Annotated in this window: 28 protein-coding genes; 15 read left to right on the forward strand and 13 right to left on the reverse strand. The window is 63.1% G+C overall.

Translation table 11 applies throughout. The features are described 5' to 3' along the window. Nucleotides 1-11: 11 nt before the first annotated feature. The 5 genes from ACFKSJ_RS09160 (at nucleotide 12) to ACFKSJ_RS09180 (ending at nucleotide 4,191) form a co-directional block, all read left to right on the forward strand. On the forward strand, nucleotides 12-1,259 hold the full coding sequence (locus ACFKSJ_RS09160; protein ID WP_440949494.1) for a TiaS agmantine-binding domain-containing protein: 1,248 nt from the start codon (nucleotides 12-14) through the stop codon (nucleotides 1,257-1,259). 66 nt (nucleotides 1,260-1,325) lie between these two features. Then, nucleotides 1,326-2,261, forward strand: coding sequence for a deoxyhypusine synthase (locus ACFKSJ_RS09165; protein ID WP_440949495.1), 936 nt, complete (start codon nucleotides 1,326-1,328; stop codon nucleotides 2,259-2,261). After that, the gene (pyrF, locus tag ACFKSJ_RS09170; protein ID WP_440949496.1) at nucleotides 2,254-2,904 is read left to right on the forward strand and encodes an orotidine-5'-phosphate decarboxylase; all 651 of its coding nucleotides are present in this window, start codon (nucleotides 2,254-2,256) and stop codon (nucleotides 2,902-2,904) included. The genes ACFKSJ_RS09165 and pyrF overlap by 8 nt, the downstream gene beginning before the upstream one ends. 82 nt (nucleotides 2,905-2,986) lie before the next feature. After that, entirely contained in the window at nucleotides 2,987-3,349 is a 363-nt protein-coding gene (nrdD, locus tag ACFKSJ_RS09175; protein WP_440949497.1) for an anaerobic ribonucleoside-triphosphate reductase, read from the forward strand. Continuing rightward, on the forward strand, nucleotides 3,346-4,191 hold the full coding sequence (locus ACFKSJ_RS09180; protein WP_440949498.1) for a cysteine-rich small domain-containing protein: 846 nt from the start codon (nucleotides 3,346-3,348) through the stop codon (nucleotides 4,189-4,191). The genes nrdD (ACFKSJ_RS09175) and ACFKSJ_RS09180 overlap by 4 nt, the downstream gene beginning before the upstream one ends. An 8-nt stretch (nucleotides 4,192-4,199) precedes the next feature. Here ACFKSJ_RS09180 and ACFKSJ_RS09185 read toward each other — a convergent pair whose 3' ends face one another. After that, a complete protein-coding gene (locus ACFKSJ_RS09185) occupies nucleotides 4,200-4,391 on the reverse strand; it encodes a DUF1858 domain-containing protein (RefSeq protein ID WP_440949499.1) in 192 nt (63 codons plus the stop codon). A 144-nt stretch (nucleotides 4,392-4,535) separates the two neighbouring features. Between ACFKSJ_RS09185 and ACFKSJ_RS09190 the strand changes: the two genes are divergently transcribed. The 3 genes from ACFKSJ_RS09190 to rnhC are packed head-to-tail and all read left to right on the forward strand — an operon-like array spanning nucleotide 4,536 to nucleotide 7,334. Then, on the forward strand, nucleotides 4,536-5,768 hold the full coding sequence (locus ACFKSJ_RS09190; RefSeq protein ID WP_440949500.1) for a nucleotide-binding protein: 1,233 nt from the start codon (nucleotides 4,536-4,538) through the stop codon (nucleotides 5,766-5,768). Further along, nucleotides 5,765-6,358, forward strand: a complete 594-nt coding sequence (locus tag ACFKSJ_RS09195; protein WP_440949501.1) for an RPA family protein — start codon at nucleotides 5,765-5,767, stop codon at nucleotides 6,356-6,358. Before ACFKSJ_RS09190 ends, ACFKSJ_RS09195 begins: the two co-directional genes overlap by 4 nt. Nucleotides 6,359-6,377: 19 nt before the next feature. Then, entirely contained in the window at nucleotides 6,378-7,334 is a 957-nt protein-coding gene (gene rnhC, locus ACFKSJ_RS09200; RefSeq protein WP_440949502.1) for a ribonuclease HIII, read from the forward strand. Here the strand turns inward: rnhC and ACFKSJ_RS09205 are convergent. Then, entirely contained in the window at nucleotides 7,328-8,635 is a 1,308-nt protein-coding gene (locus ACFKSJ_RS09205; RefSeq protein ID WP_440949503.1) for a hemolysin family protein, read from the reverse strand. The genes rnhC and ACFKSJ_RS09205 overlap by 7 nt on opposite strands. Before the next feature lie 180 nt (nucleotides 8,636-8,815). On the opposite strand from ACFKSJ_RS09205, the gene ACFKSJ_RS09210 reads away from it, so the two are divergent. Genes ACFKSJ_RS09210 through ACFKSJ_RS09220 form a run of 3 tightly spaced genes read left to right on the forward strand, consistent with a single transcriptional unit; the run spans nucleotide 8,816 to nucleotide 12,961 of the window. Beyond that, a complete protein-coding gene (locus ACFKSJ_RS09210; protein ID WP_440949504.1) occupies nucleotides 8,816-9,001 on the forward strand; it encodes a tautomerase family protein in 186 nt (61 codons plus the stop codon). Nucleotides 9,002-9,056: 55 nt separating this feature from the next. Beyond that, the gene (locus ACFKSJ_RS09215) at nucleotides 9,057-10,373 is read left to right on the forward strand and encodes a metallophosphoesterase family protein (RefSeq protein ID WP_440949505.1); all 1,317 of its coding nucleotides are present in this window, start codon (nucleotides 9,057-9,059) and stop codon (nucleotides 10,371-10,373) included. After that, nucleotides 10,373-12,961 (forward strand): AAA family ATPase, encoded by a 2,589-nt coding sequence (locus ACFKSJ_RS09220; protein WP_440949506.1) that lies wholly within the window; start codon nucleotides 10,373-10,375, stop codon nucleotides 12,959-12,961. Before ACFKSJ_RS09215 ends, ACFKSJ_RS09220 begins: the two co-directional genes overlap by 1 nt. On the opposite strand, the gene ACFKSJ_RS09225 is transcribed toward ACFKSJ_RS09220, so the two are convergent. From ACFKSJ_RS09225 to ACFKSJ_RS09240, 4 genes are read right to left on the reverse strand one after another with little or no spacing between them, the layout of a single operon-like run. Next, a complete protein-coding gene (locus ACFKSJ_RS09225) occupies nucleotides 12,944-13,519 on the reverse strand; it encodes a class I SAM-dependent methyltransferase (RefSeq protein ID WP_440949507.1) in 576 nt (191 codons plus the stop codon). The genes ACFKSJ_RS09220 and ACFKSJ_RS09225 overlap by 18 nt on opposite strands. Nucleotides 13,520-13,559: 40 nt before the next feature. After that, complete coding sequence (locus ACFKSJ_RS09230; RefSeq protein WP_440949508.1) at nucleotides 13,560-14,231, reverse strand: DMT family transporter; 672 nt, start codon at nucleotides 14,229-14,231, stop codon at nucleotides 13,560-13,562. After that, on the reverse strand, nucleotides 14,132-14,473 hold the full coding sequence (locus ACFKSJ_RS09235; RefSeq protein ID WP_440949509.1) for an EamA family transporter: 342 nt from the start codon (nucleotides 14,471-14,473) through the stop codon (nucleotides 14,132-14,134). The genes ACFKSJ_RS09230 and ACFKSJ_RS09235 overlap by 100 nt, the downstream gene beginning before the upstream one ends. A gap of 29 nt (nucleotides 14,474-14,502) precedes the next feature. Then, nucleotides 14,503-15,546, reverse strand: a complete 1,044-nt coding sequence (locus ACFKSJ_RS09240; RefSeq protein ID WP_440949510.1) for a response regulator — start codon at nucleotides 15,544-15,546, stop codon at nucleotides 14,503-14,505. Nucleotides 15,547-15,922: 376 nt separating this feature from the next. On the opposite strand from ACFKSJ_RS09240, the gene ACFKSJ_RS09245 reads away from it, so the two are divergent. Beyond that, complete coding sequence (locus ACFKSJ_RS09245) at nucleotides 15,923-16,261, forward strand: P-II family nitrogen regulator (RefSeq protein ID WP_440949511.1); 339 nt, start codon at nucleotides 15,923-15,925, stop codon at nucleotides 16,259-16,261. Here the strand turns inward: ACFKSJ_RS09245 and cca are convergent, their stop codons facing one another. From cca to ACFKSJ_RS09260, 3 genes are read right to left on the reverse strand one after another with little or no spacing between them, the layout of a single operon-like run. Continuing rightward, nucleotides 16,262-17,659 carry a CCA tRNA nucleotidyltransferase gene (gene cca / locus ACFKSJ_RS09250; RefSeq protein WP_440949512.1) on the reverse strand — a complete coding sequence of 466 codons (1,398 nt, stop codon included), beginning with the start codon at nucleotides 17,657-17,659 and terminating at the stop codon, nucleotides 16,262-16,264. It lies immediately after the preceding gene. Next, nucleotides 17,656-18,195, reverse strand: coding sequence for an RNA 2',3'-cyclic phosphodiesterase (thpR, locus tag ACFKSJ_RS09255; protein WP_440949513.1), 540 nt, complete (start codon nucleotides 18,193-18,195; stop codon nucleotides 17,656-17,658). Before thpR ends, cca begins: the two co-directional genes overlap by 4 nt. A gap of 40 nt (nucleotides 18,196-18,235) precedes the next feature. Next, nucleotides 18,236-19,714, reverse strand: a complete 1,479-nt coding sequence (locus ACFKSJ_RS09260; RefSeq protein WP_440949514.1) for an oligosaccharide flippase family protein — start codon at nucleotides 19,712-19,714, stop codon at nucleotides 18,236-18,238. 110 nt (nucleotides 19,715-19,824) lie between these two features. Between ACFKSJ_RS09260 and ACFKSJ_RS09265 the strand changes: the two genes are divergently transcribed. Continuing rightward, the gene (locus ACFKSJ_RS09265; protein ID WP_440949515.1) at nucleotides 19,825-20,100 is read left to right on the forward strand and encodes a glutaredoxin family protein; all 276 of its coding nucleotides are present in this window, start codon (nucleotides 19,825-19,827) and stop codon (nucleotides 20,098-20,100) included. Further along, nucleotides 20,097-22,289, forward strand: coding sequence for an anaerobic ribonucleoside-triphosphate reductase (gene nrdD / locus ACFKSJ_RS09270; protein ID WP_440949516.1), 2,193 nt, complete (start codon nucleotides 20,097-20,099; stop codon nucleotides 22,287-22,289). Before ACFKSJ_RS09265 ends, nrdD (ACFKSJ_RS09270) begins: the two co-directional genes overlap by 4 nt. Before the next feature lie 17 nt (nucleotides 22,290-22,306). On the opposite strand, the gene ACFKSJ_RS09275 is transcribed toward nrdD (ACFKSJ_RS09270), so the two are convergent. Genes ACFKSJ_RS09275 through ACFKSJ_RS09285 form a run of 3 tightly spaced genes read right to left on the reverse strand, consistent with a single transcriptional unit; the run spans nucleotide 22,307 to nucleotide 23,690 of the window. Beyond that, on the reverse strand, nucleotides 22,307-22,543 hold the full coding sequence (locus tag ACFKSJ_RS09275; RefSeq protein WP_440949517.1) for a hypothetical protein: 237 nt from the start codon (nucleotides 22,541-22,543) through the stop codon (nucleotides 22,307-22,309). Next, nucleotides 22,540-23,235, reverse strand: coding sequence for a DUF2953 domain-containing protein (locus ACFKSJ_RS09280; RefSeq protein ID WP_440949518.1), 696 nt, complete (start codon nucleotides 23,233-23,235; stop codon nucleotides 22,540-22,542). The genes ACFKSJ_RS09275 and ACFKSJ_RS09280 overlap by 4 nt, the downstream gene beginning before the upstream one ends. A 26-nt stretch (nucleotides 23,236-23,261) precedes the next feature. Beyond that, complete coding sequence (locus ACFKSJ_RS09285; RefSeq protein ID WP_440949519.1) at nucleotides 23,262-23,690, reverse strand: GerW family sporulation protein; 429 nt, start codon at nucleotides 23,688-23,690, stop codon at nucleotides 23,262-23,264. A 104-nt stretch (nucleotides 23,691-23,794) separates the two neighbouring features. Here ACFKSJ_RS09285 and ACFKSJ_RS09290 point away from each other — a divergent pair, with 104 nt between their 5' ends. Next, the gene (locus tag ACFKSJ_RS09290; protein WP_440949520.1) at nucleotides 23,795-24,676 is read left to right on the forward strand and encodes a class I SAM-dependent methyltransferase; all 882 of its coding nucleotides are present in this window, start codon (nucleotides 23,795-23,797) and stop codon (nucleotides 24,674-24,676) included. Here ACFKSJ_RS09290 and ACFKSJ_RS09295 read toward each other — a convergent pair. Then, a complete protein-coding gene (locus ACFKSJ_RS09295; protein ID WP_440949521.1) occupies nucleotides 24,662-25,843 on the reverse strand; it encodes a DNA-methyltransferase in 1,182 nt (393 codons plus the stop codon). The genes ACFKSJ_RS09290 and ACFKSJ_RS09295 overlap by 15 nt on opposite strands. Nucleotides 25,844-25,895: the final 52 nt, after the last annotated feature.

A 25,895-nucleotide genomic window follows, 5' to 3' on the forward strand; every position in this document is an offset into this window, starting at 1 on the left:
ATAATAAGGTTATGATCATCGGGATCGACGACACCGATTCACGGGAGGGGATGTGCACCACCTACCTCGGGGCGGTGCTGATCGGCCGGCTGGAGGAGGCTGGGTTTACGGTCAGGGAGGCACGGCTGATCCGGCTGAACCCGAACGTCCGGTTCAAGACCAGGGGGAACGCGGCCATTGCTATCGAGGCTGACGGGGACCTGGAGGAGGGGTTCGCACTCGCCTGTGCGGCCGTCGAGGAGCTGGCGGAGTTCGCCGGGGCCGAGACCAACCCCGGGGTGGCGGTGGTCGGCGAACGGCCGGACCCCGCCTTCTATCACCGGGCCCTGCAGGACTTCTGCACGATTCCGGAGGCAGAGGAGGTCCTGAAAAGGTGGGGAGCCCGCTATCAGGGATACAAGAACGGCAGAGGGCTGATCGGGGCGGCGGCGGCGATCGCAAGCGACCTCCCCGATGGGACCGCTGAACTGCTCGCCTACCGGGATCCGTCCTGCTGGGGGACTCCGCGTCAGATCGACGAGGAGTCCTTCTTTACGGCAGAGGCGGCGACCTTCCCGCAGACCTGGGACACAGTGGACACCATCAACAACACCGTGGTCTGCGTGCCGCACACCCCCGACCCGGTCCTCTTCGGGATCAGAGGGGTTTCGCCGGCCTGGGTGACGCTGGCCAGGTCGTACCTGGAGACGGAGCGGCCGGTCCTCGAGCAGATCTACCGGACCAACCAGGGGACCGATGCCCACCTGGTCGAAGGTGTGATCGGCAGACTGCTCGAAGGGCGGTCGTACCGGCTGGACGGGACCGTGGCCGCGGTTCCGGTCACCGGCCAGGGGGGGCATGTGAGCCTGCTCCTCGAAGGGGCGGACGGGGCGACCCTGGCGGCAATGGCCTACGAACCGACCAAGGGGTTCCGCGACATCGTCAGGGCCCTCGTCCCCGGGGACGAGGTGAGCGTGACCGGGAGTTACAAAGGGGGATCGCTGAACCTGGAGAAGTTGCAACTCCGGGCGATGGCCGATGCGGTGACCCGCCGCCCGCCGCTCTGTGCTGCCTGCAACCGGCGGATGACCAGCGCAGGACGGGGGCAGGGGTACAAGTGCCGGCACTGCGGCGAAAGAAGCGCAGAGCCCGAGGTGGTGACACACCAGCGAAGCCTCATCTGTGGATGGTACGAGGTGCCGTCGATGGCCCGCAGGCACCTGGCAAAACCCCTCTGCAGGGGCACCGGCCCGACACCGGAGCCCTGTCCTGAGCAGTGAAGAGGGCGTGCAGCGAGGAGTTATCTTTGATGAAGATCAACATTTCTGCATCCAGAGGTGGCGACTATGAAGGGATGCAATGAGCCGGTCAAACAGGCGCACCTCTCGGCAGGGATGAGTGTCGGGGCGCTCGTCGCCGAACTGAGAGGGGCTGGGGCGTACAACGGGGGATCGCTGGCAGAAGCGGTGACGATCTATCGCAGGATGCTCGAGGACACCGAGACGACCAAGTTCTTCGGCCTGGCCGGGGCGATGGTGCCCGCAGGGATGGGCGGGATCGTCTCTGACCTGATCAGGGACGGGCACATCGACCTGCTCGTCTCCACTGGTGCGAACCTGACCCACGACGTGATCGAGGCGATCGGGTGTCACCACTATCACGGCACGGCCGACTGCTCGGACGTCGACCTGCTCCACGAGGAGATCAACCGGATCTATGACGTCTACCTCCCGAACGAGGCCTTCGTCCACTTCGAGGAGTTCATGCAGGAGGTCTACGGGGATCTCGAAGAGGGCTCGGTGATCTCGATCAGCGAACTGCTGCGGCACATCGGCCTCCACCTGAAGACCGGGATCCTGGCAGAGGCCGCAAAGGCCGGCATTCCGGTCTACTGCCCGGCCCTGCAGGACTCGATGCTCGGGCTGCAGTACTGGCTCTTCTCGCAGACGCACAGGGTCACCGTCGACGCCTTCAAGGACATGCCGGCCCTGCTCGACCGCTGCTTTGCAACAGAAAAAGCTGGCGCCTTTCTGATCGGCGGCGGGGTGCCGAAGAACTTCATCCTGCAGTCGATGCTGATGACCCCGAACGGCTTCTCGTACGCGGTCCAGCTGACCGGCGACCGGCCCGACCTGGGCGGCCTCTCCGGGGCGACCCTCGATGAGGCCAGGTCCTGGGGCAAGATCACCGAGGAGGGGCAGGCCGTCACCGTCTATGCCGACGCGACGATCACGTTCCCGCTGATCGTGGCCGCAACCCTCGAGGAGATGCGCCATGGCTGACCTGATCCTCGCCCTCGACCTGCTCGACCCGATGCACGCCCGCGAGGTGGCCGAGTCCTGTGCGGCCTCGCTGGACGCCATCAAACTCGGGTACCCGCTGATCCTCTCGGCGGGCCTGGGCATCGTCAGAGACCTCGCCGACATCGGGCTGCCGCTGATCGCGGACTTCAAGGTGGCCGATATCCCCAACACCAACCGGCTGATCGCCGATCAGGTCTTCTCGGCCGGCTTCGATGCGATCATCTGCCACGGGTTCACCGGCAGGGATGCGGTGGAGGCCTGCGTGGATGCGGCCCACGCCTATGGCGGCGAATGCTTCGTGGTGGCGGAGATGTCCCATCCCGGGGCCCTCTCGTTCTTTTCACGCGGGGTCGCCGAGCAGATCGCGACCCTGGCGGTGGAGTGCAGGGCCGACGGGATCATCGCCCCGGCCACCAGGCCGGAACGGATCCGGGCTCTCCGCGGCGTGGTGAGGTCGAGAAAGATCTACAGCCCCGGCATCGGCACACAGGGCGGCGACCTGAAGAAAGTGCTCCCCCTGGTCGAAGGGGTGATCGTCGGCAGGACGATCTACGGGGCCGCGGACCCGGCACATGAGGCGGCAGTGATGGCAGCGATCGTCAATGATGAACGATCATCCTGATTGGTGATGAACCCTATGAGTCTGCTGAGACGATCGATCCAATTGCTGAAAAGTTTAAGAGCAGCCTCTCCCATTGAGTAGTATGGAATGGAGCGAGGAGCAGCGGAAGCTCGCGGCAAAATACCAGAAACTCACCGATATCCCCCCAGAGGAACGGCGGTATAAATGTCACACCTGCCATCTGATCGTGGATGAGAGTCCGTGCCCGAACTGCGGCGAGGCACACCCGGAGATCATGTGCCCGCTCGATCACTGCCACTGTTCTCATGAGGTGCTCGCAGGGATCGAGTACTGTCCGCTCTGCGGGGCGGCGGTCTGTCCTGACTGCGGCTCCCACGATGTGGTGCAGATCAGCCGGGTCACCGGCTACCTTCAGGATGTCTCCGGCTGGAATGCAGGAAAACAGCAGGAACTGAAGGACAGGGTCCACTACACCATTGCATGAGATATTATCTCGACGGTACCACCCTTTTTCTCCGTGGTCATTTCACGGTTGCAGTCCAACACGATCCAGCCCTGCTGACCGTCCCCCTGGTGATGATCACAACCGCGGCCGCTGAAGAGAGGGAGCGGGCCGGAGAACTGACGGCAGCCGCGGCTGGGATGGTTGGACCGGCGTACACCCTCTTCTCGGCCGGGCGGATCGTCACGGCTGCGATCGCACGCTGCGACCAGGTGACCGCCTGCGTCCATGCCGGGCCCGCCTCGGTGAGCATGGTGATCGTCGTGAACCGGGCAGGGCCGGCCCTGCTGAACGGGATCAGGAAGACCGCGGCGGCAGCGATCAACAAGGTCCTTGAGAAGGCAGGAATGCCGGAGTATACAGTGGAGGTGGCGGCAGCCACCGAGGAGGAGGAGGATTCACCTGCCGGCCCGGAGTCGGAGGCCGAAGTGACGGCCGCTACCACCGAGGCGACAGAGACGGCGCTTTTCCGGCGATCCCTCTCCCTCCCCGGGGATCGGGCCGCCCTGAACAGGCCGGCCTTCTCGATCCACAGCCGGTTCGGCGGCGACCACTGGGTGGCCTGGCAGTCGAAGGACTGCCCGTACTACCCGTGCCATATGAAGGGACAGTCCTGCAGGTACTGTTACTGCCCGTTCTACCCCTGCGAGGACGACGAGCTCGGCCAGCAGGTGATCTCCTCGACCGGGAAGACCGTCTGGAACTGCAGCGGCTGCATGCTGGTGCACGAGCCCGCGGTCGCGGCCTACCTGCAGAGGGACCCGATGGCTTCGCTCTGTGAACTCAAACAGGTGCACCGGCGCCGGAGTATCAGACCGGAATAAAAATAGGGTTACTGGGCGATGCCTAGGGCCGAGACCAGCTCGTCGAGCGGAATACCATGGGCGGCGGCGGCCTCCTTGATCGATTCGCCCTTGGCGATCGAGCACCCGACACAGCCCATTCCGAACTTGAAGAGGATCGCTGTCGATTCCGGCTTCTCCTGGAGGAGATCGTAGATTGTACTGTCAGCTGTTAACACCATACCTGTACTGTGAATACAGGTTTGCATAAACATCTGTCGATCCCGGCAGATGGCAGGGGCAGAGGGCCAGGGTCGTTCACTTTCACCCTGCAGCGTTTTAGTTATTTACCCTGACAGATCCATTCCTAACATGGAGATGTAAGTATGGATATTTCCGTAATAGCTGAGAGAATCTCCCAGAAGGTTCAGTCCAAAGGCAAAACCCCCGACCAGGCAGCGGTCGAAGCAAAGCTTCGCCGCCTGATCGAGGAGTTCGGTGTCCAGCCTGCCGAGGCAGAGCGGACCGTGATGAACGAGCTCGCGAAGGAGTTCCAGCTGACCGGCGTGGTCAGCATGGCTTCAGACCTCCGTGGTCTGGGAGAGGTGCTCCCTGGCGAGTGGGTCACGATCGAAGGGAAGGTGGTCTCGCTGACCACCCCACGTACCCCTGCGATCGGACAGACCGGGATCATCGCGGACTCCACCGGGGCGATGCAGTTTGTGATCTGGGCCAAGGCAGGAGCGCCGCTCCTTGACTTAGGGGAGTGGTACAGGCTTGAATCAGCAGTGGTCGACGAGTTCCGGAACGTTCCGAACGTAAAAGTCCATTCAGGGACGACCGTCAGCCAGATCACCCATGATCAGCCGCTTGTGCCGACGATCACCCCGGTGCAGACCCTTCATCCAGGGGTCGGCAGTGTTCGGGTGAAGATGGTGCAGGAGTGGGAGCCCTCGCATGAACGGATGCTGCAGACCGGGATCGTCGGCGACGAGTCCGGGACGCTGAAGTTCACAATATGGCGCGAGGAAGGAGAGGGAAAGGAGAAACTCCTCCCTGACACCGTCTACAATATCTACTATGCCCAGGTCGACGAGTACAACGGCCGTCTGTCGCTGAATCTGAACAGCGCGACCGTCATCCCCGACGAAGGGGATATCGAGGTCGGAACCGGGGGAGCGGCCTTCTCAGGGGCGCTCGTCCACATCAGCCAGGGTTCAGGGCTGGTCAAGCGCTGCCCAGTGGAGGGGTGCAACCGGGTTCTCTCCAGGCAGAACTACTGCCCGATCCACGAGATCCAGCCGGAGTTCAGATATGACCTCCGGATCAAGGGGGTGCTCGACGACGGCGAGAAGACCAGGAACGTGCTGATGCAGCGCGAGGTGACCGAACAGGTGACCGGGATGACCCTGGAGGCCGCCCAGGAGATGGCAGAGAACAGCCCGCTCGGCATGGACGAGGTCTTCTTACACCTCGGCGATGTCGTGATGGGCAGGTACCTGACCTGCAGAGGCCGGGAGATGGACCAGGTGATGCTGGTCAACCAGTGCGAACCGCAGCACCTGGACCAGACAGCCCTGGCTGCGCTGATCAACCGTGCCGGAGGTGAACAGGCATGACCCCGGAGAAGAGCGCAGCGTTCCCACGGAGGGACCAGCGGTTCGAGCGGGAGCCGGCACGACGGGTCTTCGCCCAGGAACTCCGCGAGACCAGGTACCAGTTCAAGGAGGGGACCGAGGAGAAGAGCCCGACCTTTGTGCTCCTCCCGACAGGCGAACGCTGTAATCGGATCTTTCTGGTCGGGACAATGACCGAGAAGCAGCGGCAGGGCGAGCAGAACATCTTCTACCGGGCACGGGTGGTGGACCCGACCGGGACCACCTTCATCATGGCCGGCAACTACCAGCCCGAGGCGATGCAGCAGATGGCGAAGATCGAGACGCCGGCCTTCGTTGCCATCATCGGCAAGCCGAGCATCTACGAGACCCCTGACGGGAACAAGCTCATCTCGGTGAAGGCGGAGTCGGTGACGGTCGTGGACAAGGAGACCAGAGACCTCTGGGTCCTCGACGCTGCCGCGGCCACCCTGAACCGGATCGATGCCTACGGCACCACCCCTGATTCGAAGAAGGCCCAGGAGCAGTACACCCTGGACCCGGCACAGTTCAGAAGCATGGTCTACAACGCCCTGACCCAGATGAACATCTGATCAGGTCGCCCCTTTTTTCATGTCATTATCCGGAAGATCACACCCTGACGAGCTCTATCGGGAGATCGCCGCCAGGCTCAGGGCAGCCGGGATCCAGGCCGCACCCCCAAGGACGATAGCCTACGGGTTCCAGTTCCAGGTCGGCACCAGCGAGTGGTCAGCCCTGCTCAGGGTCTACCAGAAGAAATCCGGGGCGGTCACGATCGACTACTCGCAGGTGAGAAACAGCCAGGCCGAGGCGCTGCTGAAGGCGGCGATCGCCGGCACCAGGGTGGCTCCTCCGGATACACTGGAACCATCCGGAACACCCGGGCACCTCACTGCCCTTCCGCTCCTCATCGGAAGCGATGAGTCGGGCAAAGGAGACTACTTCGGACCGCTGGTCGTAGCCGCCGTCTGCCTGGACCAGGAGGGTGCCGCCAGGCTCAGGGCAGCCGGGGTGACGGACAGCAAGGCGCTCTCCGACCAGGAGAACAGGTCCCTGGCCTCCGTGGTCAGGAAGGCGGCGGTCAGCGCATCGGTGATAGCCCTCCTCCCTGAGGAGTACAACACCCGGTATGATGCCACCGCCAGGGCCGGCGGAACATTGAACGATCTTCTCGCGTCAATCCATGCCGAAGCGATCCAGGCGGTGGCGGCAGAGAGCGGGTGCACCACGGCGCTGGTCGACCAGTTCGCCGGGGAACGGGTGCTCAGGGACCTGCTCACCACCCGGTGCCCGGGTCTCCGGGTCGTTCAGCGGCCCCGGGCAGAGCAGGAGACCGCGGTGGCGGCGGCCTCAGTGCTGGCCAGGGCACGATTTCTTCAGGAGATGGACCTGCTCGGCGAGCCGTATCATCTCCACCTCTTAAAAGGAGCCTCTGCAGGTGTGACCAGGCAGGCGGCGCAGCTGGTCGGCCGGTATGGTCCGGGGGTGCTCAGGTCGGTGGCCAAGGTCCACTTCAGGACCACTAAATCGGTCTGCAGGGACTACTGATCATCCCTTTTGACCGGGGTGACCAGCACCTTGTCGACCCGGTTGCCGTCCATATCCACCACCTCAAACTGCAGGTCCCCATGGGTGAACCGGTCCCCGGTCTGCGGCCTCCGCTCAAGGTGCATCATCACGAGTCCGCCGATCGTGTGGTAGTACCCTTTCTCCTCGAGCGGCAGGTCCCCGAGCGGGACCACGTCACGGAACTGGTCGAGCGGGAGCATCCCGTCGACCAGCCAGGAACCGTCCTCCCGCTGGACGAACTCAGGCTCGGCCTCCTGGTCCGGCGAGGGGAGCACCCCGACGATCGACTCCAGAATGTCATGCGGGGTGACCAGTCCCTGCACCGATCCGTACTCGTCGGTGACGAGCCCCAGGTGCAGGCCGGCGTCCCGGAAGAGGGCCGGCACCTTCAGCGCCGGCACCGATTCGGGGATATAGAGCGGCTCGGTCAGGGCCCTGCTGACCGAGACCTCCTCGCCATCGAGCATCCGGGCCCAGAGATCGCGGACCGAGACCATCCCCCGGATCCGGTCCAGATCACCATCGATCACCGGAAAGTACGAGTGGCCGCTGGCCCGCATCAGGGCGATCTGTTCCAGATCAGGACTCCTGAGATCGACCGCCGTGATATCAGGCCGCGGGGTCATCAACCCGGATACCCGACGGTCTGAGAGGCGGAGGATCCGGCTGACCATCGCCTGCTCCTCCTCTAAAAAGACCCCGGCCTGCGTCCCCTCTTTGATCATGATCTTCACCTCCTCCTCGGTCACCGGGGACTCCGTCGAACCCTTAACCCCAAGCATCGCCAGCACGAGATCGGTGGAGTACGAGAGGAGCGAGACGAGCGGAGACCCCACCCAGGCGAACCACTTCATCGGTACCGCGACTGAGGCGGCGATCCGTTCCGGGTCCGCAAGGGCGAGCCTCTTGGGGACCAGTTCCCCAAAGACCAGGGTTAAGTAGGTGATCACGGCGACGACCAGTACCAGGGCCAGGAGGTCACTGTACGGGGCGACCGCCGGAATCGACCTGAGTGGAGCCGCCACGTATCCAGAGAGGGCCGCCCCGCCGTAGGCACCGGAGACGATGCTGATGACGGTGATCCCGATCTGCACGGCGGAGAGGAGACGGTTCGGCTCCTCGGCGAGTTCCAGGGCCACCGCGGCCCCCTTGTCTCCATCCGCAACCCGCTGCGAGAGCCTGACCTTCCTGGCCGATACGATCGCAAACTCTGCCATCGAGAAGAGGCCGTTGAAGAGGATCAGCAGAAGGATGATCCCGATATCAGTGAATGCCGCCATAACGTTATCAGAAAGAGGACGCCGGTCTGATAAATAGGCTTCGTAGAGGCGTGAAAAAAGACGTGGAGAAAGCGTGGTAAAAGGCTTCAATGAAGGCTTCGAATTGGGGGAGGGGGAGAAGACAGACCGGCCATATCCGACCGGAACTGCGATATCCCTGGAGGCTGACCTGATCAGGGTATGCCGGTCGTTACAATACAGATGGCAGAGGGACGGAGTCTTGACCAGAAGCGGAGAGTCGTCCAGGAGATCACACGCTCGATTGCAGAGACCTTCCAGATCGATCCCGGAATCGTCACCGTGCTGATCCAGGAGTTGAAGAGGGAGAACATCGCCAAGAGCGGGGTTCTTCTCAGTGAGTCCTGATCGGTCAGGGATCTAATAAATCAAGATCGCACGTCCATCTGATACTGTGGGATCGATGCAAGAGAGTCCTGTGCAGGCCAGGTTCGCCCACCTGGCGGACCTCCATATCGGCGCATGGCGTGAGCGGATGCTCTCGGCCCTGAACATGACCGCCTTCTCTGAAACGATTTCGGCCTGTATTCGGGAGAGGGTGGACTTTGTGGTGATCGCCGGCGACCTCTTCGACGGGAACCTCCCCGACCTGGGCGTTGTCCGGGAGGCCGTCACCCATCTGAAACGGCTCTCAGACCATGGGATCCGGACCTACCTGACCTACGGCTCGCACGACTACTCCCCGACCGGCACCTCGATCATTGACATCCTGGCCTCGGCCGGTCTCTTCTGCAGGGTCACCCCTGAGGGGGACTGGCAGAGAGCCGACGGAGAAGGACTCCGCCCACCCTTCGTGGTCGATCAGCCCACCGGGGTGAAGCTGACCGGGATCTACGGGAGAAAGAACGGCCTGGAGGCAGCCCTCTACCAGGATCTGGACCGGGCCTGGCTGGAAGAGGAGGAGGGGACGAAGGTCTTCCTCTTTCACTCGGCGATCAGCGAGCTGCAGCCGGTGGGCGAACAGTTCGAGGAGGGGGTGCCGCTCGCACTCCTTCCCCGCGGGTTCGCCTACTATGCAGGCGGACATATCCATACCCGTATATCAGAGAGAGTGGACGGCTACGGGACGATCGCCTACCCCGGCCCCCTGCTCGGCCACCAGGTCAGGGACCTCGAGGCGCTGGCGACCGGCGCCGGCCGCGGGTTCTTCCTGGTGACCCTTCAGGAAGGGGAGGCGACCAGCGAATTCATACCGGTCCACCTCCCCGACGTGATCATCGAGCGAGTCGAGGCCGATCAGAAGAGCCCGACCGAGGTGACCGCACTGCTCGAGGAGGTCCGGAACAGGCTGGACGTCGCAGGAGCGATCGTCCTCCTCTCGGTGAGAGGGACCCTCTCCTCCGGCGCCCCGCACCAAGTCGACGTTAAAGAGGTGCGGCGGCAGCTGGAGGCCGACGGGGCGCTTGTCGTGAAGATCAGCAGATCGGGCCTCCGATCGCCAGCACCGGCCGGCAGGGTGATCGCCGGGGAGAACCGGGAGGAGATCGAGCGGACGATCTTCGCCGAGTCCACCGGTACCTTCTCCCCTGACCCCCGGGTCACGGACGGGCAGGCCCGGGGCGTGCTCATGGCCCTGACCGGGGAGGACGGAGTCTCCACCGCTGTCAAACTCCTGGCCGCCCTCGAAGATGAGCCTCGTGAGGGTGAACGGAAAGACGACTTCAACCACCGGATCAGGGGCGGTGTCGAGCCCCTCCTCCGGCATCAGGGGGACTGCTGATGCTCCATCTGGTGCAGCTCCGGGTCAAAAACATCCGGAGCTATGGCGAGGAACCGGTGACGATCGACTTCTCGCCCGGGATCTCCCTCTTCTCAGGCGACATCGGGAGCGGTAAGTCGACGATCCTCGCGGCCATCGAGTTCGGGCTCTTCGGCCTCGGAGACGTGAAGTCAACCCATCTCCTCCGGCACAACCAGAAGCAGGGCGAGGTCAGCCTCACCTTCATCGCCGGCGAGGAGGAGTATACGGTCAGGCGGACACTGATCAGGAACAGAAGGGGAGCGACCCAGGGTCCGTGCTCGCTGACCGGGCCAATGGGGGAGGAGACCTCGACCCCCGCTGAACTGAAGCCTAGAGTGCTCGCGATCCTCGGATTCCATGAACAGCCCGACCCAAAAGCCACCTCCCGGATCTTCCGATACGCGATCTACACCCCGCAGGAGGCGATGAAGGCCGTCCTCTCGATGAAGGAGGAGCAGCGGCTCGACATCCTCCGGCGGGCGTTCGGGATCGAGCAGTACCGGTGGGCGGCCACCAACACCGAGGAGGCCGTGATCAGGCAGTGGCTGAACACAGAGATCGAGGTCTACGACCGGCTCTGCAGCGGCCTCGGGGAGGACGAGCAGCGGTATGCAACGGCGCTGCTCAGCGCTCAGCAGGCCAGGGCCGGGGCGGCCGAGCAGGCAGCGCTCCTCGCGACCCTGACCGGGGCCGTCGCCAGGACCGAGGAAGCGATCGAAGATCTCCTTCCGTTCCGGGAGCGGACCATCACCCTCCGCAGTACCCTCCCCGGGCTGATCTCGACCAGGGAGGCCAGACGGGCGCAGCACCTGGGACTGACCGAAGAAACGGACCGAATCGACACAGAACTCGCCCTGATCGCACAGGACGAAGAGACCCTCACCGGGCTGATGCCGAAGTACACAGGCCTGCAGGAGCAGAAGAAGGTGATCGCAGCCCTTGAAGGGAAGTATCTCCAGCACCGGGACCTGCAGGGTAGGGTAGAGGCCATAACAGCCAGGATCAGGGCCGAGGAGACCCATCTGCGGGACCGGGCGAACCGGTGCCAGAAGGACCTGGCACGGGTGCAGGCGATCCACGACGAACAGCACGAGCTGATCGACCGGCAGCAGGCGATCATGGCGTCTCTTGGACCCCTCGAAGCAGCGGTGGCCCGACTGCCGGAGGTGACCGCCCGGGTGAACTCCCTGGTCCAGGGGAAGGGGAGGATCGAGGGCGAACTGGAGACCCAGGCGAAGGCCCTCTCGACCCTGACCACCGATTGGGACCAGATCGCTGCCATCGGAGAGGGGGCCACCTGCCCGCAGTGCCGGCAGACCCTGACCAGGAAGCACCTGGCCACGATGGAACAGGAGACCAGGGCGAAGGTCGACGAGATCCTGGGCTGGCAGCGGGATCTCCGGGGGCTGATCAGAGAGGCCGACGAGATGGTCGGCAGTGCACAGGCCGAGCAGGCAGCGCTCGAAGAGCAGCAACGGGCCTGCACCCGGCAGAGGACCGAGCTCGCCGGGATTGCAGCCGGTATCGACAGACTGCAACAGGAGAAGGGACGGCTCGGCGCCGTCGTCGAGGAGGAGGAGACGATCCGCAAGGCGCTCAGCACCGGCACCTTTGCTGCGGATCTTCGGCAACAGCGGCAGGCGATCGTCCTCGCGATAGAAGGTCTCGCCGGCGAGGTGGCCGGATACCTCCATGCAAAGGAGACGATTCAGACACTCGAGGAGGAGCAGGTCGAGAAGACCTGCCTGGCCCTGGCCGCCCGGGTTGGAACAAAGCCGACCCTGCTGGAGCGGAGGGCTGCCAACGGGGAAGCGCTCCGGTCGGTGACGGCTGAGATGCTGGCCCTGGACGAAGCGATCAGAGCAGGGCAGCAGGAACTCGCCGACGCCGAAGGAAAGCTTGCAGAGCTGACAACCCTGGAGGCGACCGCGACCAGGCAGCGAGAGGTGGTTCTGGAGCAGCAGCAGGTGCTGGACCGGCTGCAACGGGAGGTGGAGGGCCAGACGAAGCTCTGCGAGGATCTGGACGGGGTGATCCAGGATAAACGGGCGAAGGCCGGCAGGATGCAGGTGTACCAGGAGCAGCGGCGATGGCTCCGTGATCACTTCCTCCCAGCCGTCGAATCGATCGAACGGTCCAGGCTGGCCCAGATCAACGAGACCTTCAACTGCTTCTTCCAGCAGTGGTTCACCGACCTGATCGCAGCAGAGGAGATCTCGGTCAGGGTGGACGACGCCTTCACCCCGCTGGTCGAACAGGACGGCTTCGAGGTGGACGCGGACGGCCTCTCGGGCGGGGAACGGACCTCGCTGGCCCTGGCCTACCGACTGGCTTTAAACACGATCGTCAGAAAAGAGGTCGGTGCCGACCAGGAGTCACTGCTGATCCTGGATGAACCGACCGACGGGTTCAGCGCCGCCCAGCTCTATCGGTTGCGCGACATCCTCCTGGACGCCGGCTGCGACCAGTTGATCATGGTCTCGCATGAGAAGGAACTCGAAGGGTTCGTCGATACGCTCTACCAGGTCACCAAGGAGGACGGGCTCTCCTCAGTCGTCCGAAGGTAGTGCTGCGGTCAGCAGGTAACAGTACGGCCCCGAAGGGACGACCTCCCTGACCAGAAACCCGGCGCCGGTGATCAGGGCGGCGGCCTCCTGCTCGCTGAACCGGATCCGGAGCGGGGGGCCGATCGGCATCTCCTCCTTCTTCCAGTCCAGGTCCACCAGCACCCCCCCCGGCTTCAGCATCAGCCGGGCGTTCTGCAGCACCGTGACCGGGTCGGCGAAGTCGTGAAGACAGGTCCCGAAGAAGACGATGTCGGCACACCCCTCGCAGGGGACGGTCTCCTCGGCTTCACCTCTGACCAGGCGAATGTTCCAGATCCCCTGCTCCCTGGCCTGCACCGAAAGCCGGGTCAACCGCCCCTCGTCGATGTCAATCCCGTAGACCACACCGGTCGGCCCGACCAGGACCGCAGCCGGCAGGGCGAAAAACCCGTCCCCGCAGCCGATATCGACGAAGGTCTCCCCCTCCGCGACCCCGATAGATCCGAGGATCTGGTCGCGATCCTGCCAGGTCAACCGTTCTGTGGGGTCATGCTCATGGCCCATCCGCTTCTCCTTCATGATGATCTAGAGTGGTGGAGGTGGCCGCTGATAAAGATTCTCAACCCGACCGGAACGGGGTGCGATGCACGCTGGCGATCAGCAGCGTCCCACCGATCAAGAGGGGTAGTGCTATGAGTAACTGCAGGGTCGGGGCGGTCTGGAAGAGGAGGAACGAGACCAGAGCCCCTGCAAACGGGCCGGTCCCAAAGAAGGCCGCCGTCCGGGAGGCCCCGAGCGTCCCGACGGCACTGATGAAGAGGACGATCGAGAGACCATAGCAGAGAGCCCCGATCAGGAGCAGGGCACCGGTGGCGAAGGGGGATGCGGCGGGCTCGTGCACGATCCAGCTCAGGAGCAGGGCAGAACTGCCGGCTACGGACCCCTTCACCGCCCCGATCATCTGCGGGTTCCTGGCAGCGACACGCCGGGTCAGGTTGTTATCGAGCCCCCAGAGCAGACAGGCGAGGACGACTCCGAGCGCCCCGAGGGAGAGGCCCCACCCGTTTTCCGACTCCAGTGAGAGGAGGAGGTTCGCACCGGTGATGCAGGCGATTCCTATCCAGACCGGTCGTCTGATCTGCTCGGAGAAGAAGAGGGCGGCCAGCAGGGCGGTGGCGATCCCCTCGGTGGTCAGAGGAGTGAGGCGGTGGCTGCCGGGGTGATGGTCAGGGCGATCATCAGCACCGCGGGCGCAGCGACGCCGCCGGCCAGCACCGCCCCTGAGAGCCACGGGAGGTCGATCCTCCGAATCCACTGGTCTGCAGGGATTCGTCCGCCAAGGTAGAGGAGCACCGTCCAGACCAGCAGGGTCATTCCCCCACCCGAGTACAGCAGCCCCGAGACCTGCAGGGGACCGGCATCCTCCAGAAAGAGCTTGGAGAGCGGGACCGTCGCCCCGAAGAATGAGGCTGAGAGGACGGCCTGGATCACCGCATGACGCTGCCGACCCCGGTCGTTCTGCTCAGCTTCCATATGGGTCAGATTGGAAGGCTGAACCTATATCAGTGCGGATCAGACCGGAAGTAACCGGCAGGGACCAGGATCTCAAACCGTCCACCGCTGCCATAGACCCCGGTCTCCCGCAGACTCATCGCAGTGATCGAGAGGATCTCCCTGACCAGAAAAAGGCCCCATCCAAAGTTTTTGCCCCTCCCCCGTTCAAATATCCGTTCCTTATCGGAGGCAGGAACCCCGACACCGTCGTCTTCGACCCTGATCGAGAGCGACCCGTCCTCTCTCAGACCGGCCGTGACGGTGATGGCGGTCACATGTTCGCCATGTCTGAGCGCATTGTCGATCAGGTTCGAGAAGACCTTCTCCAGCAGCGGGTCGGCATAGACCTCAAAGACGCCGACGTCCTGGGTGAAGGTGACCCCGCCGAGGTCGAAGGAGGCCACCGATCCCCTGAGGGTGCCGGCCAGATACTGCCAGGCCGGCGGTCTGATTCCGACCTCCTGGTAGGTCCTCGTGAACTCGATCAGCGAAAAGATGGCCTTTGATGACCGCTCGATCTTCTCCATATACCGCAGTTCTGAGGGATCAGAGATCCTGTTCTTCATGATCTCGACGAACCCGAGAGCGATCGTCAGCTGGTTCAGGATATCATGCCTGGTCACACTGTAGAGCAGGTTCAGTTTTTTGTTCGCCTGTTTGAGTGCCTGGGCGGTCAGATGCCGGTGGGCGGCCTCACGGATCCTGCGGGCGAGATGATCGAACATCACGCCCGGCTCTTCACCTTTCTCCAGATAAAAGTCCGCATCACTGTTCAGCGCCTCAATTGCGGTGTGTTCGCAGCCGATGCCGGTCATCATGATGAAGGGGATCGTGTTCCCCTCCCCACGCAACGTCCGAAGGAGTGCGATCCCGTTCATCCCCTCCATATCATAGTCGGAGACCACGACATCATAGAACCCGGTCCGGACCTTCTCAAGCGCCTCTTCAGGCGAGACGAGCACGTCCACCGCAAAATCGGTATATCGGCTGAGCATGTCACCGGCCAGGTCGAGAAAGTCGGGTTCATCATCCACAAAGAGGACTGTGATCATCGGTTGTCACCCAAGGAAGAAGCAGCACCCTGGTGCCAGGGCAGGGCTCTGTCTAGCAACAAATACAGGGAGCAAGGATATATACCTTTGTCTTCTCGTCCGGCACGGTCGGAGCGCTTGCATGGGCAGAAGAAACCTAGGCCGCTTCGTTCCGTCCAGTCCCGGACACCTCCGACCAGCACGCTCCTGAATTGACTCCCATACCTTTTTCTGGATAGAAAGACAGGATGCTCTCTGAGTTGTGAAAGGATCGGGCATCGCAGGTCCGGACGACCCAGTGACTCTGAATAAAGATATTATTAAATAAAGATAGTAGGAAATAAACTTCTATCTCCAGTGGAGAAACGGGCAGCAGCGCCTGTCCGGAGGGAGTATCATGAAGATGATTGAAGCGATCATACGCGAGACGCAGTTTGAACAGGTGAAGAAGGCCCTCGAGGAGATCGGATGCACCTCGATGACCGTCTCCGATGTGAAGGGGCGGGGCGAGCAGAAGGGGATCACACAGCAGTACAGGGGGTCGGAGTACGTGATCGATATGCTCCCAAAGATCAAGATCGAGGTGGTCGTCAGGGACAGCGCTCTTGAAAAGGTGATCGAAACCCTCTGCTCAAGTGCCCGGACCGGAGTTATTGGGGACGGCAAGATCTTTGTGATCCCACTCGAACAGGTGATCAGGGTCAGGACTGGTGAGCGTGGGGAGGAGGTGATCTGATCAGTTCTGGTCCCTGCCGGCCTCTCTCCGCAGGAGGCGGACCAGCGGAGACGAGGCGTTCATAAATGCGTTGAGGAATTGTGCAAACTCCTCTAACCAGCAGTCACTACCCAGACTGACCTGCCATCCCTTCTTCAGTGACCGGCGGACATGCTTTCCAAGCGAGACCGCGAGGAGCGTCTCCGAGCCGAGCAGCGCCTCGGGGGTGGTGAACTGGCGGAGCACCTCGACCACGTACCGCCCGTCCTCGATGTACGGGCCGGCCACGGTGAGGGAGGGATGACTGTACTTCTCCAAAAACTTCTCTGCATTCTCCCGGCTGGAGAGCGGCGGGCCGATGTGCCGCCTGATCCGGGCCACCGACGGGGTCAGCAGCTCAAAGAGGAGCATGCACTGTTCCTCCCCCATACAGGCGTCCGCCCGATTGATCATGAACCCGGACCGTTCGAGCAGGTTGCAGGTACCCTCGAGGGAGCGACGGAGCTGCGGGACCACCACATCCTCGATGAACGGCGGAGTCGCAAAGGTCACGGCACAGAGGCAGGTCCCCCTGACCTCGAGTAGTGCGACGAGGTTCTCCCTGCTGATTGCTTCAGGACCAGGGATTTGAAAATACTCTTCTCCCGGGTGTTCGAGGAACCCCCGGGCCATCTCCACGAACTCGAACATCCGGGAGAGGGAGACCGAGGCGGAGACGTTCCGGTTTGGGTCGACCGGATCGACGACGACGAGCGGTTCATCGAATGTTCTGGCCGCGTGCTGCTCGGGGTCGATGACGGTCCTCGCCCGCCATGCAGAGGCCGCGGTCAGCACCTGCAGGAATCCGCCATAATAGAGGACCAGCAGCTCACAGAGGTAGCCGGCGAACCCCTCGGTCATCTGGTCTGAACCGTAGACCCCGCAGGCCTTGGCGAACTGCTTGAGCAGGAGCACGTCATCGGCGAGGTTCCCGATCCGGGAGATCACGTACCGGGTGTGGAACGGAGTCCGATCCACCGCCGACTGGATGGCCGTCGCTGAGGCGACCCTGTAGCAGGGGACCAGGTCGACATCGATCCCATCGATGGTGGTGTTGATGTACGGGTGCTCGGCGTACTTCTCCTGGTACCTGCCCGCGAACTGGTCGGCCAATGAGCGGGCCAGTCCGAGCCCCTGCTCTTCGAGCGCCTCCCGGGAGAGATCAGGCGGAAAGAGCATGAAGAGGTCCAGGTCACGGTCGCCTTTGACGAAGGTGGACCGGGCCACCGACCCGACCACCATCGGTTCTGCGGCGCCGGATGCTCTAACAGCAGCGATCAGCCTGTCTGCGACCTGCCGGATCGCCGCCACCTCCCCGGCATCTGGTCGGATCCTTTCGATGACCCGGGCCAGCACCGCGCTGACCTCCTCCCCGTTCACAACGTCACCACACAGAGGTCGGTATAGATCGGTCCCCGTGCCGTCAGCATGGACTGCTTGAGCGTGAACTCCCCGACCTCAAAACTCCCGAACCCGTCCCGGCCGAGGGTATCGACGACCCCTTCAAGGGAGGGGTGGCTCCGTCGGATCCGTCCGACCGTCGCATGCGGGGTGAAGGCTCGTGCTTCGGGCTCGTATCCGAGCGGGGAGAGGACCGCCTCGATCTCCTGGTGGAGCGCCGCACACCTCCCCTGATCCTCGACACCGCACCAGATCACCCTTGGCCGGGAGCGGCTGTTCAGCGTGACCGGCCCGATCGAGACCGGGAACGGGCTGAACCGGATCGTCTGGAGAGCAGCCCTGATCCTGCCGATCTCCTCCTCGGTAACCTCGCCAATGAAGCGGAGCGTGATATGAATGATCGCAGGGTTGACCAGCGAGATGTCTGCCGGTACAGCCCGAAGCGCCGGCTGCACAGCCGCGATCTCCTCCCTGATCGATGCAGGAAGGTCAATTCCGATGAATGCCCTGACCATTGCAGAGAATATGGGCAGTGAACTACTAAAGTGTGATCGATCAGAGCCATGTCGGCCAGGGGAGACCGAGATCCCTCGCAAGGGTCGCAATCTCGTCATGGACAGCCTGATCCCCCCGGAGGACCAGCACCCCGTAGACGATCCCCCCGACGAGCACGGCCCCGAGCAGGGCCGGCAGGGTGGCGAGCGGCACAACCGCCTGGTACAGCAGCACCACCGCGCCCATCACCGCCGACGAGGAGAGGAGCACACGGATCGAGTGCCGCTCTATCCTGACCACCATGTGCCGCTTCAGCGAGCGATGGAGGAGGACCCAGTTCACCACCATCGAGGCGAGCAGCCCGGCGGCGGCCCCGGTGATCCCCACCACCGGGATCAGCAGCAGGTCCAGCAGCAGCAGCACGGCGGCCGCGGCAGCCGCGGCTGTGAAGGTCTCGCGCGGGCGGTTCATCGAGCCGAGGCACATTCCCTCCAGGGTCACCAGGATCGTCACAGCCTCGGCAGCGAAGAGGATGGCCAGGGCCGGGGCGGCGACCACAAATGGTTCCCCGTACAGGTAATAGAGGAGTCGTCCGCCGAGCAGCCACCCACCGGTGCAGACCGGGGCGCCGAGCAGAAACGCGTAGGTGAAGGCCCGGGCCAGCGCGTCCTCGATAGCCGCGACCTCCCCCTCCCGGTACCATCGGCTGATCCGGGGGCCCAGTGAGGAGCGGACCGCCAGGGTGGTGAAGAGGGCCATCGTCGCCAGCTGAAGGGCGGTCCGGTAGAACCCGACATCGCTGTTCGGGAGGAAGTGGCCGAGCAGGATCGTGTCCACGGAGCCGACGACCACGGCGGTGACCCCGCCGAGGAACGACCAGACGGCGAATGCCCAGAGGCCGGCGAGGTGACGCCGCTGGAACCAGACGAAGGAGAGATCGAGGAACCGGTAGTTGACGAGCGCAGTTGCAGCGATCCCGGCCACCAGCCCGCCGGCCAGGCCGGCCACCAGGTACCCGAGTGCGACCAGGACCACCTGCCCGAGGACCCGGACGATGGTGCCGGTCAGCTCGGCAATCTGCGAGACCCCGGCCTTCCCCCTGCCATAGACCCCGGTGGCGGCCAGCGCGCCGGCGGTGCCGACCAGGACGGCGACGACCAGCCAGGGGAAGAGGCCGGCCTGGTCCAGATCCACCAGAAACGGGCGTGCGACCAGCAGCACCCCGACGGTCAGCAGGCAGAGGAACAGCCGGACTGCGGTGTAGGCGGAGAAGTAGGCGTTCTCCTCGACTCCTTCTGCGATCCGCTGTACCGCCGCCCCACCGGAGCCGCCGTCGGCGATCAGGTTGAGGATGTTTGCATAGGCGGTGAGCAGGAAGAAGGCCCCGAGCGGGCCGGCTCCGGCCGCATGGGCGATATAGACCGTCGAGATGAATCCGACGATCGTCGAGCCGATCGCGGACATGAACCCGATGAATGACTGCCTCCGGACAGGGGTGATCCCCATCAACCGGTCACGCGGGCTCTCTCTTTCAGACACGTGGTACCAGAGTCTCCATACAGGTTGATGAAGATAGTGGGCGGCAGAGGATCGAACACATTTTACCGCGGCGATGACCTATGGTACTGTTACTTCATGGAGGGAGTCTGATGTCGCCGGCGCCAAAATTGACCGTATATACACTTGAGTTCTGTCCGAACTGCGAGATTCTGAAGGAATACCTGAAGGAGCACGGGGTGGCCTATACCGAGGAGGACATGTCCACCGCGGCCTCCCTGACCGAGCTGCGGCTGAACGGGGTCTTTGTGAACGAGGCCCCGGTGCTGCAGCGCGGAGTCGCCTTTCTGACCTCCGCAGACCTCTTCACCGGCGGCGCGGTGAACGAGAAGAACGTGGGGCCCTTCATCAAGGGTGACCAGATGTGACGCAGCAGACACAGCAGACCACCCTCGACGGGGTCTGGGTTCCGATCCTGCCGCCGGTCCGGACCTCGGACGGGCACATCCTCGAGTGGGACCGGGAACGGATCGTCCAGCAGATCCAGAAAGAGACGAAACTGGTCGAGACCTTCTACGGCTACACCGGGGCCACCGTCGAGCTGGCCCGGGAGATTGCGGCAGAGGTTGAGGAGCGGATCCTCGCGCTCCACCTGACCGCCCTCTCCGGTCCGCTGATCCGTGAGATCATGAATATCACCCTCCTCGAGCACGGGCTGGTCCAGTATCGGAACGTCTGCACCAGGGTCGGGACGCCGGTCTACGACGCCCACCTGATCGACGTCGGCAGAGGGTTTGAAGCGCACGACAACGCGAACCTGCAGGAGAACGCAGAGACCTCGCACAAGAAGAAGGCCGACAAGATCAGCAAGGAACAGTACCTGCTTCAGTTGCCGCCGGCGATCGCGGACCATCACCTGGCCGGGGACATCCACATCCATGACCTGGAGTACTTCGGCACGCGCCCGTTCTGCCAGGACTGGGACCTCCGCTACTTCCTGTACTACGGGCTGATGCCTGACGGCAACGGGACCAAGGCCTCGGTGGCCGGCCCTGCCAAAAGAGCTGAGGTGGCGGTGCTCCACGCCGTCAAGGCGCTCGGGTCAGCCCAGACCAACTTTGCAGGCGGGCAGGGGTACTACAATTTCCTGACCTTCCTCGCGCCGTTCGTCGAAGGGGTTCCGTACGAAGAGATCAAGCAGTTGATGCAGATGTTTGTGTACGAGATGACCCAGATGATGGTCGCCCGGGGCGGACAGCTGGTCTTCTCGTCGGTGCAGCTCTCCCCCGGGGTGCCGACGCTCTGGAAGGATAAACCCTGCGTGTACAAGGGAAAGGTCTGGGACGGGGAACAGGCGCCGCTCCGGACGTACAGCGAATTCGAGCGGGAGGTCAGGCTCCTCTTCCTCGCCCTGATGGAGGTGATGATGGAGGGGGACGCCTGGGGCAAACCGTTCTCGTTCCCCAAGCCCGAGATCTCCATCGAGCCTGACTTCATGCAGGAGGACGAAGGCTTCAACGCGGCCCATCCCGACCTCCCCACCTACCAGCAACTGTACCTGAAGTCGTTCGAGCTCGCATCCAAGTTTGGAACCCCGTACTACGACAACCAGATGCCGGCGTACCGCGGGGCCGGCAAGGGGATCTCCTGCTACCAGTGCTGCGCCTACCAGTTCTCCACCCTCGCCGAGAAGGACACCGGATTTGACGACAAGCTGATCTTTAAAGACGGGATGCACTTCTCGATGGGCTCCTGGCAGGTGATCTCGGTGAACTGCCCGCGTGCGGCCTACAATGCAGAAGGGGACGACAGTCGCCTCTTCGCCGAGCTGAAGGCCCTGATGGATCGGGCCGTCGAGGCGTTCAAGATCAAGCGCCGGTGGATGAACCTGATCCGAACCAACGGCCGGATGCCGTTCGCGATGCAGCGGCCCAAGGACCCGAACACCGGCGAACGGGGAGCCGTGGCTGTGGACCTGGAGTCGCTCGTCTACACGATCGGGATCGTCGGGGTGAACGAGATGGTGCAGCACCATGTCGGGACCGAGCTGCACCAGTCGCGGGAGGCCTTCGCGCTGGCCATCCGGGCGATGACCGAGATGGAACTGTATGCCAAGGAACTCTCAGAGCGGCACCACATGACGATCGCCCTGGCCAGAACCCCGGCAGAGACGACCGGACAGCGGTTCGCGGTCGCCGATCTGATCGACCGGCGGTACCGGGCGCATGCGATGAAGGTGATCAAGGGGAACCTGCCGGACGCTCTGGCCCGGATCGGGACCACCCATGACCTCCCGATCTACTATACCAACGGCACGCACGTGGCCCCCGGGGCCGACGTCCCACTGCCAAGAAGGATGGAGGTCGAGCATGTCTTCTTCCCGATCGTCGACGGCGGGAACATCTTCCATATCTGGCTCGGCGAGGCACGCCCTGACCCTCGCGGGCTGATGGACATGGCGATGAAGCTCTGCAGAAACACCCAGATCGGCTACTTCGCGTTCACCAGGGACCTGACGGTGACGCTCAGGCAGTACCGGGAACAGAAACCCGGCAAAAAATCCGGTAAAAAGCCGGCCCCACAGGCCGGGATGGTCAACAACAGACAGAAGGTCTAGAGGAGAGCAGAGAGTGGTCAGAGATGGGGCCTGAGCACCTCAGGGAGGTGCTCCTCCACCCAGGAGAGGGTGATCCCCTCCTGCAATGGGAACAGGTACTGCTCCTCCCCCTCGGTGACCAGCAGCCCGACCCCGGTCTTTGTGATCGAGAGGAACCCGGCCACCGAGATGACACTCACCTTTTCTATCGGCACGATCTGCCGATCGCCGGCCTGCACCATTCCGCCGGCCTGATAGGTGGTCTCATGCTTCATGATGCACCCCGCGCCCTGATCATCCGCCAGACCGGTCTGCAGAACAACAGGCGGGCGATGGGAACGAGCAGGGTTCCCGGGTGGTTCAGCCTGAGCGTGCCGGAACCGGTGCCGGCAAGGGTGATCGTACCAAAGACCGGCGTCACCCCCATCGAGAACCATGGGACCGGAGTCAGCATTCCCCGGATCGCCATCAGGTACCCGAAGACCTCCCCGGTCTTTGCGGCGTCGGAGAGGCCAAAGGTCATATCGATGGTAACCGACCTGATCTCCACTGCCCTGATGGTCGACCCGAGCAGGTCGGTGATCCGGGGCCAGGCCTCTTCAACCATGCTGATCACCTCGCCGGCGCCCGGCCCGGACGACCTTCGCTTCTCCTCTAGGTGCTCTTCGCTCTCCTCGGCCGGTGCGACCGGTTCTTCCGGCTTTACCGACACCTCAGGCTTCTGCTGGCCCTGCTCCATCGAAAACCAGAACCGGTGGCCGAAGAGCATGATGGCAGTTCTGAGATTTCCCTGTCGCTGCTCGGCCACAAACCCAGCCACCCCCCAGATGAGACCGCCCTCCGCAGTCACCCCCTCAGGCTCCAGCATGCCGGTGACCATCAGATCGATCGGGACCAGCAGCAGGTAGAGGACTGCTATTACAATGAGCAGCAGCAGGATCAGCAGGATCGTGAGGAGGAGAGGCATGGCCAGTTGTTAAAAGATGATAGGGATCAGGCAGATCCGGTCTCAGGTTCGTTCTCTGTAATCTCTGCGCTCTCTTTCTTCTCCTTTTTATCCATTTTGCTCTTGACCGCTTCAATGATCTGCGGAACGAGCGAGGTCGAGATGGTGCTGATCAGTTCAGAGATCTCAGTCTTCTTATTGAGCATGTGCACCTGGATCCCGTCACGTCCCTTCACGGTGGAGTCGATGATGATCACGGCGATCGGGGTGATCCCGGCCCCTGCTCCGGACCCACCCCCTTCGCCCTTCATCGTATCGTTCCCCTTGGCGTACCCGCCGCCGAAGGCGAACCCATAGCTTGCAACCGGAATCACAATCCGTTCGCCCATCGGAATCGCGTCGCCGATGATGTTCTTGGTGGAGACCAGCTTCTCGAGCTCGTCGACCGTTGTCTTCAGTAATTCTTCGCCAGACATATCGGTATACCTCGACTCTGTATAGACCAGAGATGGTATATAAAGATGTTCAAGTCCTTCCCGCCCACCAGGTTAAAATACTGATGACCAGATAGCATTCCCTGATGAAGATCGATCGACCGACGTGTGAGCAACCGGACTGGAACCAGGTCTGGCAGGCGTTACAGCAGCGGTATGACGCCACCCCGTCCTACCATGACTCCGTCCATCTCTGGGGAGAGAAGAAGAATGCGTCCAGGTATGACCAGAACTCCCGCGAACAGTACTCTGCCCGGGTGCAGCGGACGATCCAGGACCTCCACCCCGATCGGACAGAGCGGGTGCTCGACATCGGGTCCGGTCCCGGTACACTGGCCCTGCCGCTCTCGCCGCTGGTCAGGTCGGTGACCGCCGTCGAGCCGGCCGGCGGGATGGTCGAGGTGTTAAAGGAGCATATCCAGAGCGAGGGGCTCGGCAACATCACCTGCGTCCAGAAGCGCTGGGAGGATGTCGACCCGGCACGGGACCTCGACCCCCCCTACGACCTGGTGATCGCCTCGTTCTCGCTGACGATGACCGATCTCTGGGCGGCGATCCAGAAGATGGATCAGGTCGCCGACGGGCTCGTGGCTCTGTACTGGTTCGTCGACGACTCGTTCTGGGAGCAGCAGTACCTGGCCCTCTGGCCGGAGCTCCACCACGCCCCCTTCTCACCTGGCCCCAAGGCCAACATCGTCTTCAACCTCCTCTACCAGCACGGGATCTACGCCGACGTCCGGATGCTCCCTGCCGACAAGACCTACCGGTTCGGAGACATGGAGGAGGCGTACCGGTTCTTCGCACCCAGGTTCAGCATCACCGATCACCGGCAGGAACAGGTGCTGAGAGCTCACATGGACCGGACCAGGACGGTGGTCCCCGGCGGAGTCGCGTTCACGACCCCCTCGACCTATGCCCGGATCTCCTGGAGAACCGACAGAAATCGGTCCGGCTCATCGGTTCTCTAACCGTTCCCTGGCGGTCGCACAGTACTCTGGGGAGATGTCGACCCCGATGAACCTCCGCTGTAGTCGCCGGGCGACCAGCGTGGTGGTGCCGGCCCCGTTGAACGGGTCGAGGATCAGATCCCCCCGGTAGGTGAAGAGCTTCAGGGCCCGTTCGACCAGTTCCTCGGGGAACATCGCCGGGTGATGGTACCGCTTCATCTGCCGTTCAGGCCCGATCGACCACCTGGCCACCACCCAGGCCTTGAACTCGTCGGCAGTGATATCGATCTGCTCCCGCTTGCCGGGCTTTTTCAGATCCCCTTTTGAAAAGATCTCGATAAACTCCCAGGTGTACTTCAGGTACGGGGCCGACGGGCTCTTCCAGGAGCCCCAGGCCGTGTACTTGCAGTTGTAGTTGTTCTTCTCCCAGAGGATCTCTCCTTTCCAGATCATCCGTCGTCCGAGCAGGTGCTGCGAGATCAGGTGATGGGTCGGGATGTTGTCGGAGAAGAGCGGCTGGATGTTGACCAGGCACCGGCCGCCGAACTTCAGCACCCGGACACACTGGTCCAGGATTGAGAAGAGTTTGCTGAAGTAATCCTCCCAGTGCTGCCCGTCGTCCCCTCCCCGGTACGAGAGGCCGAAGTTGTACGGCGGCGAGGTGAGCACCAGGTCCACACAGTTGTCAGGCAGGCGCGCGAGCACCTCCTCACTATCCCCGCAGACGATCGAGTCCACCGGAACGCCGGAGAGGCGGTTCTCCTCTCTGCTGAACTGGTGGTCTCCCATATAAAAACAACCTCCCCGCCGTCGTACCTTCTCGCTCCGCCCGATCACCCTTCGTTCGGCCGTATACCCGGCATAGACCCGTTTTCCATCGTGGATGGAGTAGCTGGTCTGCCGGTCCACCAGATCGGCCAGCTCCCGGAGCACTTCTACGGCCCCGGAGAGGGAATTCTCCCAAAAGGCACCACCGATCACCTGGATCCGATCGCGGAGCTGACCCGGGGTGAGGGCATGCAGGTGACAGATCAGGGAGATGCCGGTCAGGGAGAGGGAGAGGTCCCCGGGTTTGAACCCTGCACCGACCTTCCTTACCAGAGCGGACCCCTCCGGTGAGAGCGGCGCCTTCAGTGGGACCACGATCACCCTGTACCGATCGTTCTGCAGGTCAGGTGTCGACGCCATCCTGCCTGCATCTGGGGGTCAGAAGATATGAAACACTGCCCGGCAGAAGAGA

This window comes from Methanosphaerula subterraneus (assembly GCF_052055875.1).
Classification (GTDB): domain Archaea; phylum Halobacteriota; class Methanomicrobia; order Methanomicrobiales; family Methanospirillaceae; genus Methanosphaerula; species Methanosphaerula subterraneus.